The sequence below is a fragment of the Streptomyces sp. NPDC102402 genome (assembly GCF_044765765.1).
Taxonomy (GTDB): domain Bacteria; phylum Actinomycetota; class Actinomycetes; order Streptomycetales; family Streptomycetaceae; genus Streptomyces.
Window position 1 is genome coordinate 68,831 of sequence record NZ_JBIWKR010000002.1, and the last position, 18,992, is coordinate 87,822.

General features: G+C 73.0%; 15 protein-coding genes and 1 pseudogene. 13 read left to right on the top strand and 3 right to left on the bottom strand.

What is annotated here, in order from left to right; translation table 11 throughout:
• Positions 1-183: 183 nt before the first annotated feature.
• From ACIRJR_RS05095 to ACIRJR_RS05110, 4 genes and pseudogenes are all read left to right on the top strand, one after another.
• Positions 184-1,593, top strand: a complete 1,410-nt coding sequence (locus ACIRJR_RS05095) for a lipase family protein (protein WP_403774014.1) — start codon at positions 184-186, stop codon at positions 1,591-1,593.
• A gap of 180 nt (positions 1,594-1,773) precedes the next feature.
• On the top strand, positions 1,774-2,463 hold the full coding sequence (locus tag ACIRJR_RS05100; protein WP_403774017.1) for a copper homeostasis protein CutC: 690 nt from the start codon (positions 1,774-1,776) through the stop codon (positions 2,461-2,463).
• A gap of 12 nt (positions 2,464-2,475) precedes the next feature.
• A pseudogene (locus ACIRJR_RS05105) lies at positions 2,476-2,688 on the top strand (MMPL family transporter); the annotation flags it as partial.
• A 22-nt stretch (positions 2,689-2,710) separates the two neighbouring features.
• Complete coding sequence (locus ACIRJR_RS05110; protein WP_403774020.1) at positions 2,711-3,376, top strand: GPP34 family phosphoprotein; 666 nt, start codon at positions 2,711-2,713, stop codon at positions 3,374-3,376.
• A 33-nt stretch (positions 3,377-3,409) separates the two neighbouring features.
• On the opposite strand, the gene ACIRJR_RS05115 is transcribed toward ACIRJR_RS05110, so the two are convergent.
• Positions 3,410-5,470, bottom strand: coding sequence for a HelD family protein (locus ACIRJR_RS05115; RefSeq protein ID WP_403774023.1), 2,061 nt, complete (start codon positions 5,468-5,470; stop codon positions 3,410-3,412).
• Positions 5,471-5,833: 363 nt separating this feature from the next.
• On the opposite strand from ACIRJR_RS05115, the gene ACIRJR_RS05120 reads away from it, so the two are divergent.
• Positions 5,834-6,025 carry a hypothetical protein gene (locus tag ACIRJR_RS05120; protein WP_403774026.1) on the top strand — a complete coding sequence of 64 codons (192 nt, stop codon included), beginning with the start codon at positions 5,834-5,836 and terminating at the stop codon, positions 6,023-6,025.
• A 21-nt stretch (positions 6,026-6,046) separates the two neighbouring features.
• On the opposite strand, the gene ACIRJR_RS05125 is transcribed toward ACIRJR_RS05120, so the two are convergent.
• Entirely contained in the window at positions 6,047-7,690 is a 1,644-nt protein-coding gene (locus tag ACIRJR_RS05125) for a DNA repair helicase XPB (RefSeq protein WP_403774029.1), read from the bottom strand.
• 141 nt (positions 7,691-7,831) lie between these two features.
• Between ACIRJR_RS05125 and ACIRJR_RS05130 the strand changes: the two genes are divergently transcribed.
• Entirely contained in the window at positions 7,832-8,611 is a 780-nt protein-coding gene (locus tag ACIRJR_RS05130; RefSeq protein WP_403774032.1) for a uracil-DNA glycosylase, read from the top strand.
• 81 nt (positions 8,612-8,692) lie between these two features.
• On the opposite strand, the gene ACIRJR_RS05135 is transcribed toward ACIRJR_RS05130, so the two are convergent.
• Complete coding sequence (locus ACIRJR_RS05135) at positions 8,693-11,164, bottom strand: helicase C-terminal domain-containing protein (RefSeq protein ID WP_403774035.1); 2,472 nt, start codon at positions 11,162-11,164, stop codon at positions 8,693-8,695.
• Between the two features lie 64 nt (positions 11,165-11,228).
• Between ACIRJR_RS05135 and ACIRJR_RS05140 the strand changes: the two genes are divergently transcribed.
• The 7 genes from ACIRJR_RS05140 (at position 11,229) to aspT (ACIRJR_RS05170) (ending at position 18,968) form a co-directional block, all read left to right on the top strand.
• Positions 11,229-12,368, top strand: coding sequence for a hypothetical protein (locus ACIRJR_RS05140; RefSeq protein ID WP_403774038.1), 1,140 nt, complete (start codon positions 11,229-11,231; stop codon positions 12,366-12,368).
• Positions 12,369-12,438: 70 nt separating this feature from the next.
• On the top strand, positions 12,439-13,020 hold the full coding sequence (locus ACIRJR_RS05145) for a sugar O-acetyltransferase (protein ID WP_403774041.1): 582 nt from the start codon (positions 12,439-12,441) through the stop codon (positions 13,018-13,020).
• 8 nt (positions 13,021-13,028) lie between these two features.
• Entirely contained in the window at positions 13,029-13,574 is a 546-nt protein-coding gene (locus ACIRJR_RS05150) for a TetR/AcrR family transcriptional regulator (protein ID WP_403774044.1), read from the top strand.
• Positions 13,575-13,805: 231 nt separating this feature from the next.
• Entirely contained in the window at positions 13,806-14,720 is a 915-nt protein-coding gene (locus tag ACIRJR_RS05155; RefSeq protein WP_403774047.1) for an SDR family oxidoreductase, read from the top strand.
• A 107-nt stretch (positions 14,721-14,827) separates the two neighbouring features.
• Positions 14,828-15,454, top strand: a complete 627-nt coding sequence (locus ACIRJR_RS05160; RefSeq protein WP_403774050.1) for an HAD family hydrolase — start codon at positions 14,828-14,830, stop codon at positions 15,452-15,454.
• Positions 15,455-15,586: 132 nt separating this feature from the next.
• On the top strand, positions 15,587-17,263 hold the full coding sequence (gene aspT, locus ACIRJR_RS05165; RefSeq protein ID WP_403774053.1) for an aspartate-alanine antiporter: 1,677 nt from the start codon (positions 15,587-15,589) through the stop codon (positions 17,261-17,263).
• Position 17,264: 1 nt separating this feature from the next.
• Positions 17,265-18,968 (top strand): aspartate-alanine antiporter, encoded by a 1,704-nt coding sequence (gene aspT, locus ACIRJR_RS05170; protein WP_403774056.1) that lies wholly within the window; start codon positions 17,265-17,267, stop codon positions 18,966-18,968.
• Positions 18,969-18,992 lie beyond the last annotated feature (24 nt).

The window sequence follows — 18,992 nt, forward strand, 5'->3', positions numbered from 1 at the left end:
CGGGTGCGGGCGGCCCCGGGAGGCGTGTGCGGGTGGCCCCGGTAGGCACGTGCGGGTGGGCCCGGTCGGGGGGCCGGGCCCGCCCGCACGTTACCGAAGCGTAACTTACCGACGAGTTACTTCGGGTAACGCCTCGGTGCTAGCTTGCGCTCACCTTCATCGGAGCAGAGCGAGGAGTGAGCCGTGAGCCCGCGCAAGACCGCCCGTTCGAGCTCGACCGTGAACACCCCCCACCTCCTGGAACCCCGTCGGCCGGGACGCCGTGCGGGGCGCCTGCCGGCCGTGTCCGTGGCCGTCGCCGTCTGCCTGGGCGCGGCGGCGGTACCGGCCTCGGCCGCCGGTACCGCCGGACCGGAGCCGGTGGTCTCCCGGGGCGTGACCGTCCCCGCCTTCTACGACCCGCCGGCGCGGCTGCCCTCCGCCGACGGGGCCCTCGTCCGTACGGAGCCGCTGCCTCTCGGGGTGAGCCTCCCCGGTCTCGACGGCCGGCGGATGCCCGGCACCGCGACCCGGCTGATGTACAAGTCCACCGACGCGGGCGGCGGGCCCGTCGCCGTCACCGGCGCCTACATCGAGCCGTCCGCCGCGTGGAAGGGCGGCGGCGCCCGCCCCCTCGTGGCGCTGGCCTCGGGGACCATGGGCCAGGGCGACCAGTGCGCCCCCTCGCTGTCGCTCCAGCACCCGCTGACCATCGGCGAGGGCACGGTGTCCGTCGGCTACGACAACATCGCGGTCTACCGTTTCCTCGCCGCCGGCGCGGCCGTCGTGGTCACCGACTACGCCGGGCTGGGAACCACCGACCGGCTCCACACCTACGTCAACCGTGTCGACGAGGGGCACGCCCTCCTGGACGCGGCCCGCGCCGCCCGCTCCGTCTCGGGAGCCTCGGTCACCTCCGCCTCCAAGGTCGGGCTCTACGGCTACAGCCAGGGTGGCGGCGCCAGCGCCTCGGCGGCCGAACTGCAGTCCTCGTACGCCCCCGACGTCAATCTGGCGGGCACCTACGCGGGCGCCCCGCCCGCCGACCTCACCGAGGTCATGAAGGGCATCGACGGCAGTGCCCTGGCCGGCGCGCTGGGCTGGTCGATCAACGGCTTCGCCCAGTCCGACCCGTCGCTGAAGGCGGTCGTGGACGCGAACACGAACGACGTCGGCAAGGCCGCGCTGAAGGACACCTCCACCATGTGCGTGGGTGACGCGATCCTCGGCTACGGCTTCACGAACAGCAAGAAGTGGACCGCCAACGGCAAGCCGATCGCCGACATCATCGCGGCCGAACCGAAGCTGCAGGCGATCCTCGCCCAGCAGCGCATCGGCAACCTGAAGCCGACGGCCCCGGTCCGCCTGGCCACCGGCGTGCAGGACGACATCGTCGGACACCGGCAGGCCCGGCAGCTCGCGGTGGACTGGTGCCGCAAGGGCGGAGACGTGACGTACGAGGCGATCCACCTGCCCGACCTCGGCGACAAGCTCCTCACCAACCACCTCGTCCCGCTCCTCACCGACCAGGGCAGTGCCATCTCCTGGCTCACCGACCGCCTCTCCGGGAAGAGGACCACCTCCAACTGCTGGTCGATGCCGCTCCAGCCCTGACGTCCCCGCCCCGTGACCCGTGAGGCCGCGGCGCGTCCGCTCCCCGCGGATGCCGCCGCGGCCTCCGCGCATCTTCACGCTCACGTTCACGTGGGAAGCTGCGCCCGGGGTGACTGACCCGTAGTCTGGTTTATTGGACTAGACCTGTAGTCCACAGCCGCTGCGAAGGAATGGAACACCATGAGCAACCGTGCACTCCTGGAGGTGATCGCACTCGACGTGGAGGACGCGGTCGCGGCGCAGGCGGGCGGTGCGGACCGCCTCGAACTGGTCACCGACATGGCGGCCGACGGCCTGACGCCCCCGATCGCGGTCTTCGAGGAGATCCGCGCCGCCGTCGACATCCCGCTGCGCGTCATGCTCAGGGTCGCGGACGGCTTCACGGCCGGCGACATCGGCGTCCTCGTGGACAGGGCCCGCGCGCTGCGCGCAGCGGGGGCGGAGGAGTTCGTCCTCGGCTTCCTGGACGAACACGGTCACGCCGACCTGGTGGCCGTCGAGCGGCTCGTCGCCGAGCTGGACGGCCGCCCGTGGACCTTCCACCGCGCCATCGACCGCGCGGCCGACCGCGACGTGCTGCGCAAGCACCTCGCCGACCTGCCGGGACTCGACACGTACCTCACGGCGGGCTCGCCGGACGGCGTCGACGACGGCATGGAGACGCTGCTCGCCGAAGCGTCACGCTCGGAGCTGCCCGGCTATGAACCGCAGATCATGGTGGGCGGCGGCCTGCGCCTGGAGCACCTGCCCCGGCTGTGCGCCGCGGGCGTCGAGGCCTTCCACATCGGAGGGGCGGCCCGGCCGGGAGGCTGGTCCGGTCCGGTGGACGCCGAGGCCGTACGCGAGTGGCGTACGGCGCTCGACGGCTGACGGGCGGGCACCATCGTCGTCAAGATGCTGGGTCCCGGCCTGGCCGCCGGCGTCCTCATCGACGCCACGGTCGTACGGCTGCTGCTGGTGCCCGCCGTGATGACCCTGCTCGGCCGCGCGGCCTGGTGGACGCCGGGACGGCTGGAACGGATCCTGCCGCACCTCGACGCGGAAGGACCGGAGAACCGGGAACCACCCGCCCCCGCCGTTCGTCACTCAGAGTAGGCAAACGAACGGGGAGTGGACGATGTCGGTCACGCTGGGCGAAGAGATCATGCTGCTGTCCCTGGACGACGAGTCCGGGGCGGCCAAGGACCGGGAGGCCGCCGGCTGGGCCGTCGCGGGCGGGATCGTGCTCGAACTCGCCCTGGCGGGACGGCTCGCGGTCGCCGCGGGGCGGCTGGAGGTGGCCGACCGGACGCCCACGGGCACCGGCCTCCTCGACGAGCGGCTCGGACTGATCGACGCCTGGGCGGCGAAGAAGAGCAGAGCTCCCAAGGTGACGGACTGGCTGACGAAGGACCACGGCAGAGCGGTCGGAGCCACGATCGAGAGCCTCCGCGCCCGAGGGCTCGTGAGTGAGGAACAGCGCAAGGTGCTGGGCCTCTTCCCGGTGCGCCGCTACCCCGAGGCCGACGGCGCCCCCGAGCGCGAGCTGCGGGAACGCCTGGCCTCGGTGGTGCTGCGCGGCACTGATCCGGACGACCGCACGGCCGGTCTCATCGCCCTGATACACGCCGCGAAGCTGCACCGCCTCGCGTTTCCGGAGGTCCCGGTCCGGGAGGTGACGCCGCGCATGGAGAAGATCGCGGACGGCCGGTGGGCGGGCGACGACGTCCGCACGGCGATCCGCACCATGCAGGCGGCGATGGTCGCGGTCACCGTGCTGACCACGGTGACGGTGATCGGCTGACCTGACGACGGAGGGTCCGGTCGGCCGTCCCCGCTACCCCAGCTGCTCCGGCAGCGGAGCCGCGTGCAGGACCACGAGGCCCGAGACCGCACGGGTCAGGGCCACGTACAGGCGGCGCAGGCCGGTGCGTTCGTCGGGCTCGCCGTCGACCACGGCCGCCGGCTCGTCCAGGACGACGTAGTCGTACTCCAGGCCCTTCGCGAGCGAGGCCGGGACCAGCGTCAGCCGGGAGTCCGCCGTGGTCTCCTCGCCGGGGGACAGGACGCTGTGGCCCGCCTCCGCGAGCGCCGCCGACAGCGCCGGGACGCGGGCGTCGGCGGCGATCAGGCCGATCGAGCCCTCGTGGCGCAGCGACTCCTCGCACGCCGCGACCACCGCCGCGTCCAGCCCGTCCGCCGCCGCGACCTCCCGCACCGCCAGGGAGCCCGGCGTCTCACGCACCGACTCCACGGGGGCGAGGCCCGGGGCGATCGCCGGCAGGAGACGGGAGGCGTACGCGATCACCTCGCGCGGCACACGGAAGCCCGCCGTCAGCTCCTCCACGACCGCGTCCCCCTTGCCCAGGTGGAACAGCGCCTGCTCCCAGCTCCGCGTCGACCACGGGGTGGTCCCCTGTGCCAGGTCGCCGAGGACGGTCGCCGAGCCGGTCGAGCAGCGCCGTCCCACCGCGCGGTACTGCATCGGGGACAGGTCCTGGGCCTCGTCGATGACGACATGGCCCAGCGAGTGGGTACGGGCCACCAGGTCGGCCGCCTCGTCGATCAGGACGGCGTCCGCCGCCGTCCACTTCGCCGACTTCACACTGCGCGCGGGCCTGGCCATCAGGATCTGCTTCTGCTCGTCGCCGGTGAGGACGCCCTCCGCGTGAGCTGCCAGGAAGTCCGCGTCCGTCAGGAGCCGCAGCACCAGCTTCGCGGGCTCCACCGCGGGCCAGATCGCCTTCACGGCCGCCTTCACCGCGGGATCGCGCGCCACCGCGTTCTGCACCCGGTCGTCGGGGGCCTCGCCCGCCTCCTCCATCCGCACGAGGACGGCGTGCGCGATGCGCTGGGGGAGGGCCTCGTGCGCGGCGCCGTACCGCATGTCGCGGGCCAGCAGTTCGCCGACCATCTCCTCGATCTCGTAGGCCGGTACCCTCCAGCGGCGGGAGCCGCGCACCACCACGACCGTCTCGGCCGGGGGTGTCACGTGTGAGCGGATCGCCCGGCGCAGGACCTCCGCCATGCGGGCGTCGCCCTTGATCACCGCGGCGGCCGCCTCGTCGGTGCCGCGCACCTCGACGCGCGCCGTCACCAGGTCCTCGACGGTCGCCTGCCGCACCTCCAGCTCGCCGAGCGCGGGCAGGACCTGCTCGATGTAGTGGAGGAAGGACCGGTTCGGGCCGATGACGAGGGTGCCGGTGCGGGCGAGGCGCTCGCGGTGCGCGTACAGGAGGTAGGCGACACGGTGCAGACCGACGGCCGTCTTCCCGGTTCCCGGGCCTCCCTGGACGCAGACCGTGCCGCCCAGGCCGCTGCGGACGATCTCGTCCTGCTCGGGCTGGATCGTCGCGACGATGTCACGCATCGGCCCCACACGGGGCCGCTCGATCTCCGCCTGGAGGAGCCTGCTGGTCTGCTCGGTCTCCGCCGGGTCGGTGAGGTGCTCGTCCTCGTACGCGGTCAGCTCGCCGCCGGTGTAGCCGAAGCGGCGGCGGTGGTCGACGTCCAGCGGGTTGTTCCTGGACGCCTGGTAGAACGGCTGCGAGACCGGTGCGCGCCAGTCGATGACCATCGGATCGCCGTGGGCGTCGTGGACGTGGCGGCGGCCGATGTAGAAGCGCTCTCCCTCCGCGCCCTCCGCCTTCTCGGCGCCGACCACGTGCAGGTAGTCGAGGCGGCCGAAGAAGAGCGGGGTGTGGGAGAGGTCGGCGAGCGCCTTGATGCGGTCGTCGATCTGGGCCTGCAGGACCGCGGCGTTGACCCAGTTCGCCGTGACATCACGGATGTCGAGCGCCTGTACGTCCTCGCGCATGGCGCGCAGCGCGGCACGGGACGCGGCGAGATGGGCCCGCTCCCTGACCAGTGGATTGCTTGTCTCTTCGTGCGCGGGCACGGTGTTGCCTCCGGCTTTTCGACGCAGGACGGCGGACGGGGCTCACCGCCCGGTCCGCTCGGGGACGTTCACACGCAGACGCACACGCCGGTGGGCGTGTGCGGCAGTTGTCGGCCGGTTTCCGTCCGGTCGGCGGCGCTCCCCCGGCTGCCGGCCGCTCGAAGGGCTGGCCGGTACCACGGTGCGGGAGGCGGGCAGACCGGCGATTGTAGCGACCGTCGTCCCCCGGGGCGAACGAATAAGAGGCGGTGCCGTGTCCGTCCCGTAGGGGACGGCATCCGACCTCCGGCCTACCCGTGCCCGCCCGCGCTTCGGCCTGCGGGCCGATGCCGGGGCGCGGGCGGGCGGAGCACCATGGAATACATGAGCAGCCTTTATCTGAACCCGGAAAGGACCGGCCCCGCGCACGGCGCGACCGCGGCCACCGGTCACCCACACAGCCACCGCATGGGAAACGCGGTGCGCGCCGTCTCCGTCTTCGCGCGCACCGCGTTCGGTGTGGCCGTCCTCGGCGAGTACGCGGAGGAGGCGGGAGTCGTCCGCCGCCGCCGCTGATCCCCCGACCGGGGATACCTGTCAGTTCTCCGTCAGCAGCTCGTCCGCGTCGACGATCCGGTAGGCGTACCCCTGCTCGGCCAGGAACCGCTGGCGGTGTGCCGCGAAGTCCTGGTCGATCGTGTCGCGGGCGACCACCGAGTAGAAGCGGGCCTCGTGCCCGTCCGCCTTCGGCCGCAGCACCCGGCCGAGCCGCTGTGCCTCCTCCTGGCGCGAGCCGAACGTGCCCGACACCTGGATGGCGACCGTGGCCTCCGGCAGGTCGATCGAGAAGTTCGCGACCTTCGACACGACCAGCACGCTGATCTCGCCCTGACGGAACGCGTCGAAGAGCTTCTCGCGCTGGGCGTTGCTCGTCTCGCCCTTGATCACAGGGGCGTCCAGGTGCTCACCGAGCTCGTCCAGCTGGTCGATGTACTGCCCGATGACCAGGGTCTGCTCGCCCTGGTGCTTGCGTACGAGCGCCTCGGTCACCTTCCGCTTCGTCGCCGTCGTCGCGCAGAAGCGGTACTTCTCCTCGGCCTCCGCCGTCGCGTAGGCGAGGCGCTCCGAGTCCGTGAGGTTCACGCGGACCTCGACGCAGTCGGCGGGCGCGATGTAGCCCTGCGCCTCGATCTCCTTCCACGGGGCGTCGAACCGCTTGGGCCCGATGAGCGAGAAGACGTCGGACTCGCGGCCGTCCTCGCGCACCAGCGTCGCGGTGAGGCCGAGGCGCCGGCGGGCCTGGAGGTCGGCGGTGAACTTGAAGACGGGCGCGGGCAGCAGGTGCACCTCGTCGTAGATCACGAGCCCCCAGTCCCGGGAGTCGAAGAGCTCCAGGTGCGGGTAGATGCCCTTACGCCGCGTGGTCAGCACCTGGTACGTGGCGATGGTGACCGGCCGGATCTCCTTGCGCGTGCCGCTGTACTCGCCGATCTCCTCCTCGGTCAGCGAGGTCCGCTTCACCAGTTCGTGCTTCCACTGGCGGGCGGAGACGGTGTTGGTGACCAGGATCAGCGTGGTCGCCTTGGCCTCGGCCATGGCACCCGCGCCGACCAGCGTCTTGCCGGCGCCGCAGGGGAGCACGACGACACCGGAACCGCCGTGCCAGAAGCCCTCGACGGCCTGCTTCTGGTAGGGGCGGAGCGACCAGCTCTCCTGGTCCAGCTCGATCGGGTGCGCCTCGCCGTCGACGTACCCGGCGAGGTCCTCGGCGGGCCAGCCCAGCTTCAGGAGCGTCTGCTTGATCTGCCCGCGCTCGGAGGGGTGCACGGCCACGGTGTCCGGGTCGAGGCGCGCCCCGACCAGCGGCTGGACCTTCTTCGAGCGGAGGATCTCCTCCAGCACGGGCCGGTCGTTCGAGGTCAGCACCAGGCCGTGGACGGGGTGCTTGGAGAGGGTGAGACGGCCGTACCGCGCCATCGTCTCGGCGATGTCGACGAGGAGCGCGTGCGGCACGGGGTAGCGCGAGTACTCCACGAGCGCGTCGACGACCTGCTCGGCGTCGTGCCCGGCGGCACGGGCGTTCCACAGGCCGAGCGGGGTCACGCGGTAGGTGTGGATGTGCTCGGGGGCACGCTCCAGCTCGGCGAAGGGTGCGATGACACGGCGGCAGGCCTCGGCCTGTTCGTGGTCGACCTCGAGGAGCAGCGTCTTGTCGCTCTGGACGATGAGGGGTCCGGTCACGCGCGTCGGCCCTTTCCTGCGGGGGGTGGCCGTCCGGGTGCGAACGGCCAAACGTCCAGTGTGCCGCATCGGCCGCGAACGGGTGGCGCGCGTGAGTGACGGAGTGCGGCCCGGACCCGTCCGGGCCCGTAGCGTGGAGGGATGGACGGAGCCGAAGCGGCGGGGCCCGGTCCCGGCGATCCGGGGTTCCCGGCTCACCACGCGCCCCGGTGCGCCGGGCTGGGCGAGCTGGACGCGCTCGTCGCGGGGTGCCGGGCCTGCCCCCGGCTGGTGGCCTGGCGTGAGGAGGTCGCCGAGGTCAGGCGTGCGGCCTTCCAGGACCAGGAGTACTGGGCACGGCCCGTCCCCGGCTTCGGGCCGCCGGACGCCGCCGTGGCGGTCGTCGGGCTCGCGCCCGCCGCGCACGGGGGCAACAGGACCGGCCGGATGTTCACCGGCGACGCGGCCGGGGACTTCCTCTTCGAGGCGCTGCACACGGTGGGGCTCGCCTCACAGGCGTCCTCCGTCCACGCCGGGGACGGCCTCGCCCTGCGCGGCGTACGGCTCACGTCACCCGTGCACTGCGCACCCCCTGCGAACAAGCCGACCCCGGCGGAACGCGACACCTGCCGCGCCTGGCTGGCCGCGGAGCTGGACCTGCTGAGCCCCGGGCTGCGGGCGGTGGTGGTCCTCGGCGGGTTCGGGTGGCAGGCGCTGCTCCCGGTGCTCGCCGAGGCGGGGTGGCGGGTGCCGCGCCCGCGCCCCGCCTTCGGCCACGGCGTACAGGTCGTCCTCCCCGCCACGGAGCGGAGGCAGGAGCTGCGCCTCTTCGGCAGCTATCACCCCAGTCAGCGCAACACGTTCACGGGACGGCTCACCATGCCCATGCTCGTCGGAGTGCTCCGTGAGGCCGCCGGGGCGGGCGGGCTGCCGGTTCCCTGACCGCTCCCGGCGCGGCCGGACGACGGATCAGGGGCGGCCGGCGGAGAGGGGATTCGCGTCGGCAGCCCGGCCGCGGGACCGTCAGGCCGGCTGCTCGTCGGCGAGCTCCGCGACGCCCGTGATCCGGTGCAGCGGATACGTCCTGACCTCGTCGGCGGTGTGGTCGTACGCCGTCACGAAGCCGCCCTCGACCTTCACCGGGGCGATCACCCGCTGGCTGGCCGCCCCGTCCACGTTGACGTAGCCGATCCAGACCGCCGAGCCGGTCATCGCGGCGGCCTGCACCGTGGCGAGGGTCTCGGCGGGGCTCGTGCGGGGAAGGGAGCCCGCCGTGGCCGTGGCCGTTTCCGGAGACTCCTTGTGGACGGCCCGGGCGGCCGTGTCACCGGCCCGGACCGCCCGGACCGCGGCGGCCAGCAGGGTGGCGTCCGGGACCGGCGGGCCCTCGGGGACGGGGACGGGCGGCGTACGCGGCGGGGTGCGGCGGGCGCCGGCGCGGGTGATCAGGACGTCGCCCTCGGAGGATTCCGCGGCCGGGGCGTACCCCATCTCGCGCAGCCCCTCGAGGAGCGAACCGGGGTCGGCCTGTGCCGCCAGGACGGTCGGTGCGAGCCGGCGCAGCCGCAGGGCGGCCGACCGCTTGTCGGCCAGGATCTCGTTGAGCACGGCCTCGTCGTCGCAGCGCACGTACGCGGAGGCGGCGCCGATCCGCAGATGGCCGTGGCGGCGGGCCACGTCGTCGATGAGGTAGCTCAGCGGCTGCGGCACCGGCGTACGGCTGTGGGTGGCCAGGAAGGCGTGCAGGTCGGTCGCGGCCCGCCCGGCGTCCAGCGCCCGGCGTACGGAGCCGGGTGTGAAGCGGTAGACCGTCGCGCCGCCCTTGGACTCGACGTCGGCGAGCACCGAGAGCATGTCGGCCAACGGGCGTTCCAGGGGGCCGGGGGCGACCGCCGTCAGGTCGGCCTGGAGCAGTACGTGGTCCAGGGGCTCGGGGATCAGCGGGGCGAGGCGGGCGGCGGCGGCGTCGGGCCCCTCGTCGAGCAGCGCGCGGGCCTGGGTGGAGAGGGCCCCGCGGCCGGTGATGCCGAGCAGCTCCGCCTCGTTGACCGTCCACAGGGCGATCCGGGAGCGGAGGTCGGAGGCCTCGCCCTGGGGCGACGGCCCGCCCGGGGGTGCCGTGCGCAGCGGACGTTCCCAGCGGAGCCGGGCGAGCAGGGTCTGCGTGTCGGGCGCGGTGCCCGGCGGGAGCGAGGCGGACAGGGCCAGGACCCGGTGGCGTACCTCGGGCGCGGCGGAACGGTCCAGGTCGGGGCCGAGCGCGGACAGCGCCCGTCCCTTGGCGTCCTGACCGCCGATCAGGCCGGCGGTGCGGGTGGCGGCGAGCCAGGCGGTGGCGAGGTGGGTCCAGCGGTCCTGGGCGGGGAGGTCCAGCCACTCGTCCGAGGCCGGGGTCGGCGCGTACCGCTCGTCGGACTCGCCGTCGGAGGCCAGCAGGCCCGCCGCGTAGGCGAGTTCGATCCAGAAGGCGGCGACGGGCTCGGACGCGTCGAGCGAGACGGCGGCACGCTTCAGCTCGCGGACGCTCAGACCGCCCGCGCGGAGGATGGCCGGACCGCCGTTGTTCCAGAGCTTCAGCAGCTCCTCGACGGTGGACAACGCCATGAAGCCCTGGCCCGCCGCGGCTCTGTCCACAGCCTGGGGATCACGCTCGGCCGCGGCGACGAGCACCGGCGGCACGGGCTCGGGTACGCGATGGGCGCGGCCGGCCCGCAGGTGCAGCGCCGCCTCGCGCGGCAGGACGACGGTGCGCGTCGACACGGGCAGCAGGAGCCCGCGGTCGCGCAGCCACTGCACGGGCGGGGTGGGGTTCGGGGTGACCTCCCCGTAGGGCGGGCCCCAGACCAGCCGGTCGAGCACGGACAGCGCCTCGACCGGGGCGGTGTCCAGCAGCTCCGCCATCCTGGTCCGGTCCGTGAAGAGTCCGGCCAGCGCGGTGACGGCGGACACCGGGTCATGGGTGGCGGGCAGCCCGGCGGCGGTCAGGATCTCCTGCAGCCTGCCGGGCGACATCCCGGCCGTGGCCTCGGAGACGGTCGGGCCGAGGCCCGTGGGGGAGGGGTGCTGCGGCGACGGGGCGAGCAGCTCGCGGGCGGTGCGCACGAGGTGCAGCCGGGTGTCCTCGCCCCAGACCAGGGCCTGCTCGCGCAGGGTGCCGAGGGCGGCGGGCAGGGCGGCGGTGATCGCCGCGCCGGCGTCGTCGCGCCCTTCGCCGTCGTCCTGCCCGTCACCGGTGAGGAGCGCGAGCAGCGTGTCGTACGGAGCGGGGTCCGGCGCCACGGCCAGCGCCTCCGCGGTCTGGAGGGCGAAGCGGTCCAGGTGCTCCAGCGCGCGGACCACGGAGGCCCGGGTGCCGGCCCGTGTCGCCAGCTGAGTGATGTCGTTCGGCACGGGACTGAGCAGGTCGGGGCGGGCGCGCAGCAGCCCTGCCAGCGATTCGTCGCCCCGGGCGCGCAGGGCTTCGGCGAGCGTGCGCGGTGGTGTGGTCGTCCCCATCCGTCCCACGGTAGCCCCTGGAACGCTACCGTCGGGGCAGGGCGGGTGGAGGGAGAACCAGCGCGTGGGGATCGAGAGCGACCAGCTTGTCTACGACTACCTCAGCCGGGTCGGTGACCTGGCGCAGCAGCAACAGCTGTCCTCGGGCGCCCGGATGAGACTCGTCGCGACGCTGCGGGGCGAGATCGACCGGCAGCGCGGCACGGACGGATCCGACTCTCCGGCGGTGGTCCGGCGCATCCTCGGCCGTCTCGGGGCGCCGGGTGAACTCGTCTCCGCCGCGGCCGAGTCGGGTGACGGAGAGGTGCCGCTGCCTCCGCCCCGGGCGGACGCCGCGACGGGGGCCGACAGCTCCCGGGGGGTGCCCCGGGCCCGGCGGGGTGTGCTCAGGAAAGACGCGTCGCGCAAGGGCGAGTCGCCGGACGCCGCGACGGCCGGGCACGCCGATTCCCGGCCCCGGGGGCCTGCCCTCGGGGAGCCGGACCCTGACTGGCCGTCGGCGTCCGCGCCGCACATGGCGGGACTGGGCCCGGAGGCGTCCGGGGCCGAGCCCGAGTGGTGGCGGATCGAGCCGGGGCCCTTCGGCGGGACCGCGCAGGGCGGGCCCGGGGTGATGGGCATGGGCACGTCCGTGCCGGGGTTCGTGGGCGGGCTGGAGAGCCCGGAGCTGTTCGGCCTGCCGGGCGCGCCGAAGGCCCCCGCGCCGCGTCCCCCGGCGGACGCCGAGGAGCCCGCGCCGCCGGCGGAGGAGAAGGGGCCCGCCGCCCCGCCCGCCGCCCCGCCCGCGGTACCGCGGCCGCGCATGAGGCTGCGGCCGCGGCGGCCCAGGAAGGCCGTCGTCGACGCCGAGGCCGTCGCGCGGCCCCGCCTCGCCCATCCGCTGCTGCTGCTGGCCGCCGCGCTGCTGGTGGCCGGAGCCGTGCTCGGCTCGTGGCTGGCGCTCGCCGGCGGCTGGCTGCTGGCGTACAGCTCGCGCAGGTTCTCCCGGGCGGAGGCGAAGTGGGTCGCGCTGGGCCTGCCGGGCCTGGTCGTCGGCGGTGCCTTCGTCTGGCTCTGGGGCCGCATGGAGGGGCGCTGGGGCGAGCCGCTCGCGGAGAGCGCCATGGGGGACGCGATGACGGACGTCTGGCCGGTGGTAGTGCGGGTCGCGGCGGTGGCGTCGGCGCTCTACCTGGTCTGGCGCTCCCGCCGGCTGGCGGGCTGACGGGGCCGGGACGGAAGGGCGACGCGAATCGAAGTGTACGTTCGTACGCTTTGGGTGTACGGTCACGGCCATGCCCATGGACTACTTCGCCGATGATCCGCGTACCAACCTGGAGCGCATGCTCGCGGGTGACCTCTACATCGCCGACGATCCGGAGATCGCGCGGCGCCAGCAGCGGGCCATGCGCCTCGCGGCCCGCTTCCAGGCCGCCTACGCCGAGGACGCCGACGAGGCCAGGACGGTCCTGGCCGAGCTGCTGGAGTCCGTGGGCGAGGGCGTCGACCTGCGCCCGCCGCTCTACGTCGACTACGGCAGCAACATCTCCATCGGCGCGCGCACCTTCGTGAACTACCACCTCACCGCGCTCGACGTCGCACGCATCACCATCGGCGAGGACTGCCAGATCGGCCCCAACGTCCAGCTCCTCACGCCCACCCACCCCGTCGAGCCGGGGCCCCGCCGGGACAAGCTGGAGGCCGCGCTCCCCATCACCATCGGCGACAACGTCTGGCTCGGCGGGGGAGTCATCGTCTGTCCGGGGGTGAGCATCGGCGACAACTCCGTGATCGGTGCGGGTGCCGTGGTCACGAAGGACATCCCCGCCGACGTCGTCGCCGTGGGCAACCCCGCCCGCGTCGTCCGCGCCGTCTGACCGGCCCCGTGGCCACCGGACGTACGGACCCCCAGCGGCGCGAGCGGATCCTCGCCGCCACGCTCGACCACATCGCCGAGGAGGGCGTCGTCGGCGTGTCGCACCGCAAGATCGCCGCCCGCGCCGATGTGCCGCTGGGGTCGATGACCTATCACTTCAGCGGCATCGACGACCTGCTGCGCGAGGCGTTCACCCGGTTCGCCGACCAGATCGTGGCCGTGTTCGAGCTGCACCTGGGGCGGGCCGGCACACCCGAGGAGGCGCGTGAGGCGGTCACCGACCTCATCCACGTGCTGTCCGAGGGTCCGCGCCGCGAGCTCGTCCTCACCCAGGAGCTCTACACCCTGGCAGCCCGGCGCGACGAGTACCGCGAGCTCACCCACGCGTGGATGAACCGCAGCCGGCGTCTGCTGGAGCAGCACTTCGAGCCGGAGACCGCCCGCCGGCTCGACGCGCTGATCGAAGGGCTGGCCCTGCACCGCTCCCTCGACACCGAGCCCTCCAGCCGTGAGCTGACGCGGCTCGCGGTGGAGCGGATGACGTCGGGAGCCTAGACCGGAGCAGCCTGGGCAGGATCACGCCCAGGTGTTACATCCCCGGATCACCTGTGGGGCGCGGACCTGACACCGCGCCCCACAGGCTTCGGCCCCGTCCCGGGCAGCCGTGGGGAACACGCCGGGAAATGCCGACAGAGGATGTCCGGTTTCCGGGAAAGCATGGTGTCTCCGCCGTCCGCACGGGCGTCGGCACGGCGCGGGACAGCCCGTGGATCCGGAAGGACACACATGTCAGCGGCACTGGACGGCAAGGTGGCCCTCGTCGCGGGGGCGACGCGGGGAGCCGGCAGAGGGATCGCGGTCGAGCTCGGCGCGGCCGGGGCGACCGTCTACGTCACCGGACGCAGCACCCGGGCGCAGCGCTCGGAGTACGACCGTCCCGAGACCATCGAGGACACCGCGGACCTGGTGACCGAGGCGGGCGGCCACGGCATCGCGGTGCCCACCGACCATCTGGTCCCCTCGCAGGTCCGCGCCCTGGTGGACCGCGTCGCGGCCGAACAGGGCCGACTGGACGTCCTGGTCAACGACATCTGGGGCGGCGAACACCTCTTCGCCTGGGACGCCCCCGTGTGGGAGCACGACCTGGACAAGGGGCTGCGGCTGCTGCGGCTCGCCGTGGAGACGCACGCGATCACCAGCCACCACGCCCTCCCGCTCCTGCTGCGCGGCCGGGGCGGTCTGGTCGTGGAGATGACCGACGGCACCGCCGAGTACAACCGGGACACCTACCGGAACTCCTTCTTCTACGACCTCGCCAAGTCCGCCGTCCTGCGCATGGGCTTCTCCCTCGGCCACGAACTGGGCCCCCGCGGTGCGACGGCCGTGGCTCTGACGCCGGGGTGGATGCGCTCGGAGATCATGCTCGACCACTTCGAGGTGACGGAGGAGACCTGGCGGGACGCCCTCGACCGGGTGCCGCACTTCTGCATCTCCGAGACGCCGTCCTACACCGGGCGGGCCGTCGTCGCGCTGGCCGCCGATCCAGAGGTGAGCCGGTGGAACGGGCAGTCGCTGTCCAGCGGCGGGCTGGCGCGGGAGTACGGGTTCACCGACCTCGACGGCAGCCGGCCGGACGCCTGGCGCTACCTCGTCGAGGTCCAGGACGCGGGCGGGCCCGCCGACGCGACGGGGTATCGCTGACCGACGCCCCGGTGCGGCGGCCGGGGTCCCCGCGCGGGCGGTCCCCGGTGCGGCGGCCGGGGTCCCCGCGCGGGCGGTCCGGAGGCACCGCCCGGACACTCGGCACAATGGACCCCATGCCTTCACACACCCTGACGGTCGGATTCGACCTCGACATGACCCTCATCGACTCCCGGCCCGGTATCAGGGCCGTCTACGAGGCGCTGGCCGCCGAGACGGGTGTGTACATAGACGCCGGCCTGGCCGTCAGCCGCCTCGGCCCGCCGCTCGCGGAGGAGATGTCCAACTGGTTCCCCGCCGACGCGATCGCCGAGGCCGCCGACCGGTTCCGCGCGATCTACCCGGACCGCGCGATCACCCCCACGACGGCGATGCCCGGCGCCCGGGAGGCGGTCGAGGCCGTCCACGCACTGGGCGGACACGTGATGGTCGTCACCGCCAAGTACGAGCCGAACGCCAAGCTCCACCTCGCCCACCTCGGCATCCCGGCGGACACGCTGATCGGTGGTCTCTGGGCCGAGGGCAAGGCGGAGGCGCTCCTGGAGCACGGTGCGCGGATCTACGTGGGCGACCACACCGGCGACGTCCGGGGGGCGCACGCGGCGAACGCGCTGGCGGTCGGCGTCACCACCGGCCCGTGCGACGAGGAGGAGCTCCGGGCGGCCGGAGCCGACGTGGTCCTGCCCGACCTCACCGCGTTCCCCGCGTGGCTGCGGGCCTTCACGGCGGTGTGACGCGAGGGACGGCACCCCGGGCCGGCCCCGGGGCGTCCGGCCCTGTCGGGGGTGCCCCTCCGGGGTTCGGCTGTTAATTTCGCCCCTATGTGCCTTAAGTTCACTAATCGCCTGATCGTGGGGTGAGGTGAGGTGGGTGTTCTCCGTGACAATCCCGCCCTCTCCCTCTTCCTCTGCCTCGCCGCCGGATACCTCCTCGGCAAACTCCGTGTCGGGCCCATCGCCCTCGGCGGCATCTGCGGCACGCTGATCGTCTCGCTGCTGCTGGGCACCCGGCACGTCAGCGTCGACGACGACGTGAAGACCGTCTTCTTCGCCCTGTTCATCTTCTCGCTGGGCTACATGGCCGGGCCGCAGTTCTTCGCCAACCTCAACCGCGGCAGCCTGCGGTTCTTCGCGCTCTGCCTGATCGAGATGGTCTGCGTCCTCGGCATCGCCTACGGGCTGGCCAAGGCCTTCGACCTGGACGTCGGTACGGCCTCCGGCATCCTCGCCGGGGCGGCCACCGAATCAGCGGTCGTGGGCACGGCCACCGAGGCCATCGGCAAGCTCAGCGACCTGACCTCCGACCAGATCGACCAGTACCAGGGGCACGTGGCCACCGCGTACACGGTCTGCTACCTGTTCGGCCTGATCACGATCGTGCTCTACACCAGCCAGATCATGCCGATGCTGCTCCGCATCAACCTCGCGGACGCCTCCCGCCAACTGTGGGAGAAGATGCGCGGCGGCGGGGGCGGTCTGGAGGCCGACGAACGTGAGGCGCTGCCCCGCATGGTCGGCCGCACCTACCTGGTGACCCTGGCGGACGGCCGGACCGTCGGGGACCTGCAGAGGGCGTTCGACAGCCGGATCACCGTCGAGGGCGTCAAACGCGGCAGCAGGCTGCTCACCCCGGACGCGGATCTGGAGCTGACGCTCAGCGACCTGGTCCAGGTCGTCGGCCTGCGGTCGGCGATCATCGAGGCGGGCCGGGAGATCGGCCCCGAGACGCCCGCCGTGCCGGGGCTCGACACCCCACTGGCCACCAGCCAGGTCGCCGTCACCGACAAGGAGACCGTCGGCGCGAGCATCGACCGGCTGCAGAAGCGCCACCCGGAGTTCCGGGGGGACGGTGTCTACGTCACCGACGTCCTGCGCAACGAACAGCACCTGCCCGCCAGCGGGGAGACGGTCCTCGCCCGGGGTGACGTGCTCACCCTGGTCGGTGCCAGGGGCGGGCTGCAGAGACTGGTCGCGAAGCTCGGGGCGGTGGTGAAGAACGACTCCACCGACTTCATCTACCTGGGGTTCGGCATCGTCGCGGGTTCCCTGCTGGGCCAGATCGTGGTCAAGGCCGGGGACGTCCCGCTGTCGCTCGGCACCGGTGGCGGCTGCCTCATCTCCGGCCTGGTCTTCGGCTGGTTCCGTTCCCGCAGCCAGACCTTCGGCGCCTTCCCGCCGCAGGCCGCGAGCACCCTGAAGGACATGGGCCTGGCCGTCTTCATCGCCTGCACCGGGCTTGCCGCCGGGCCGCAGGCCTGGCCGCTGCTCAAGGAGTACGGGGCGCTGCTCCCGGTCGCCGGGATCGCCATGGTCCTGATCCCGGCGACGATCTCACTGGTCGTCGGGCGCAAGCTGCTGAAGATCGAGAAGCCGCTCCTCATCGGCGCCATCGCCGGGCAGCAGTGCTCCACCCCGGCGATCACCTCCATCACCCAGGTGGCCCAGAGCTCCGTACCGCTCCTCGGCTACACGATCACCTACACGCTCTCCAACTTCCTGCTGCCGCTGACCGGACCCATTCTCGTCGGAGTGCTGGGGGCCTGACATGGTCGACTTCCTGAACCGGAACATCTTCCAGCCCCACCCCGAACTGCTCGTCTTCGTCGTCATCGCGCTCGGGTTCCTCCTCGGGAAGGTCCGCTACAGGACCATCGCGCTGGGCGCCGTGACGGGCTGTTTGGTCGCCGGGCTGGTGCTCGGCGCCCAGTTCGAGGTCGAGATCGACGACACGGTGAAGAACCTGTTCTTCATCATGTTCCTGTTCGCCCTCGGCTACCGCGTCGGCCCGCAGTTCTTCCGCGGGCTGAAGAAGGACGGCCTGCCGCAGGTCCTCAACGCGGTCGTCGTCTGTGTGACGGGGCTGCTGGTCTCCTGGCTGTTCGCGAGCCTGCTCGGCTACGGTCCGGGCCTGGGCGCCGGCCTGATGAGCGGGGCCCTCACCCAGTCCGCCGCCATCGGTGTCGCCCAGGACGCCATCGGCACCCTGCCCGGACTCTCCTCCGCAGAGGTGAAGTCCGAACAGAACCTGGTGGCCGTCGGCTACGCGGTGACGTACCCGCTCGGCACCATCCTGTGCGCGATGCTCCTGGCGAACGTGCTGCCCAAGCTGTACCGCAGGGACCTGGCCGAGGAGAGCGCCGCGCTCGCCGCCGAGATGGACGCCCCCGACGAGAGCCCCGACGAGGGGGAGGGCTACTACGAGGTGGTGCTGCGCGCCTACCGCGTCCAGCGCCCCGACCTGGTCGGCCGGTCGGTGGCGGACTTCGAGGACCAGCAGAAGCAGCTGGGGCGCCGCGTCTACCTCACCGGCGTCCGCCGTGAGGGCACGGTCCTGGAACACGACCAGTCCCGCACCCTGCGGCTCGGCGACACCGTCGCGGTCAGCGCCATCCGCGGCGACCTGGTCGACTTCGACGCCCGTACGCACATCGGGACGGAGGCCGACGACGTCGAGCTGCTCGGCTACCGGACCGAGACGCTGCACGTGGTGGCGTCGGAGAAGGCGCAGCTCGGCCGGACGATCGAGGAGCTGCGCCGGGAGCCGTTCATGGTCGGCGTGTACGTCGACAAGCTGTACCGGGCCGGGGCGGAGTTCCCCTACCGGCTCTCCACCCGGCTGGAGCGGGGCGACACCGTGATCCTCACCGGCCCGGAGCGGCTGGTGGGCCCCGCCGCGGAGGCGCTCGGGAAGCCGGTGCCGACGAGCTTCGCGACCGACATGGTCTGGGTGGGCCTCGGCATCTTCCTCGGCGGCTGCATCGGCATCCCGGCGCTGACCGCGGGCGGGGTGCCGATCTCACTGTCCACCTCGGGCGGCGGGCTGATCATGGGCCTGGTCTTCGGCTGGATCCGCGGAAGGTATCCGACGTACGGAAACGTTCCGCCGGGCGCCCAGTGGTTCATGGACACGCTGGGGCTGTGCGTCTTCGTCGCCGTCGTCGGGATCAACGCCGGGCCCGGCTTCACCAGCGGGCTGTCCTCCGCCGGCTGGGGGCTCCTGGTCCTCGGCGCCGTCGCCACCGTCGTCCCGCTGATCGTGGGCTTCCTGGTCGGGCACCACGTGCAGAGGATCCGGTTCCCGGTCCTGATGGGCGTCCTGGCCGGCGGTCAGACCACCACGGCGGCGATCGGAGCCGTCAACGAGACCTCCAGATCCCAGATCCCCACCCTCGGTTACACGATCCCGTACGCCGTCGGCAACGTCCTGCTGACGGTGTGGGGCGCCGTGATCGTCCTCCTCAACCACTGACCCGACACGACCTGCACGGGAGCG

Bases quoted from the DNA above. Each gene is read 5' to 3' on its own strand.
- ACIRJR_RS05110 (WP_403774020.1), top strand. From the start codon at position 2,711: ATGTCGGTCACGCTGGGCGAAGAGATCATGCTGCTGTCCCTGGACGAC.
- ACIRJR_RS05135 (WP_403774035.1), bottom strand. From the start codon at position 11,164: ATGGGGACGACCACACCACCGCGCACGCTCGCCGAAGCCCTGCGCGCC.
- ACIRJR_RS05155 (WP_403774047.1), top strand. From the start codon at position 13,806: ATGTCAGCGGCACTGGACGGCAAGGTGGCCCTCGTCGCGGGGGCGACG.
- aspT (WP_403774056.1), top strand. From the start codon at position 17,265: ATGGTCGACTTCCTGAACCGGAACATCTTCCAGCCCCACCCCGAACTG.
- ACIRJR_RS05100 (WP_403774017.1), top strand. From the start codon at position 1,774: ATGAGCAACCGTGCACTCCTGGAGGTGATCGCACTCGACGTGGAGGAC.
- ACIRJR_RS05145 (WP_403774041.1), top strand. From the start codon at position 12,439: ATGCCCATGGACTACTTCGCCGATGATCCGCGTACCAACCTGGAGCGC.
- ACIRJR_RS05130 (WP_403774032.1), top strand. From the start codon at position 7,832: ATGGACGGAGCCGAAGCGGCGGGGCCCGGTCCCGGCGATCCGGGGTTC.
- ACIRJR_RS05160 (WP_403774050.1), top strand. From the start codon at position 14,828: ATGGACCCCATGCCTTCACACACCCTGACGGTCGGATTCGACCTCGAC.
- ACIRJR_RS05120 (WP_403774026.1), top strand. From the start codon at position 5,834: ATGAGCAGCCTTTATCTGAACCCGGAAAGGACCGGCCCCGCGCACGGC.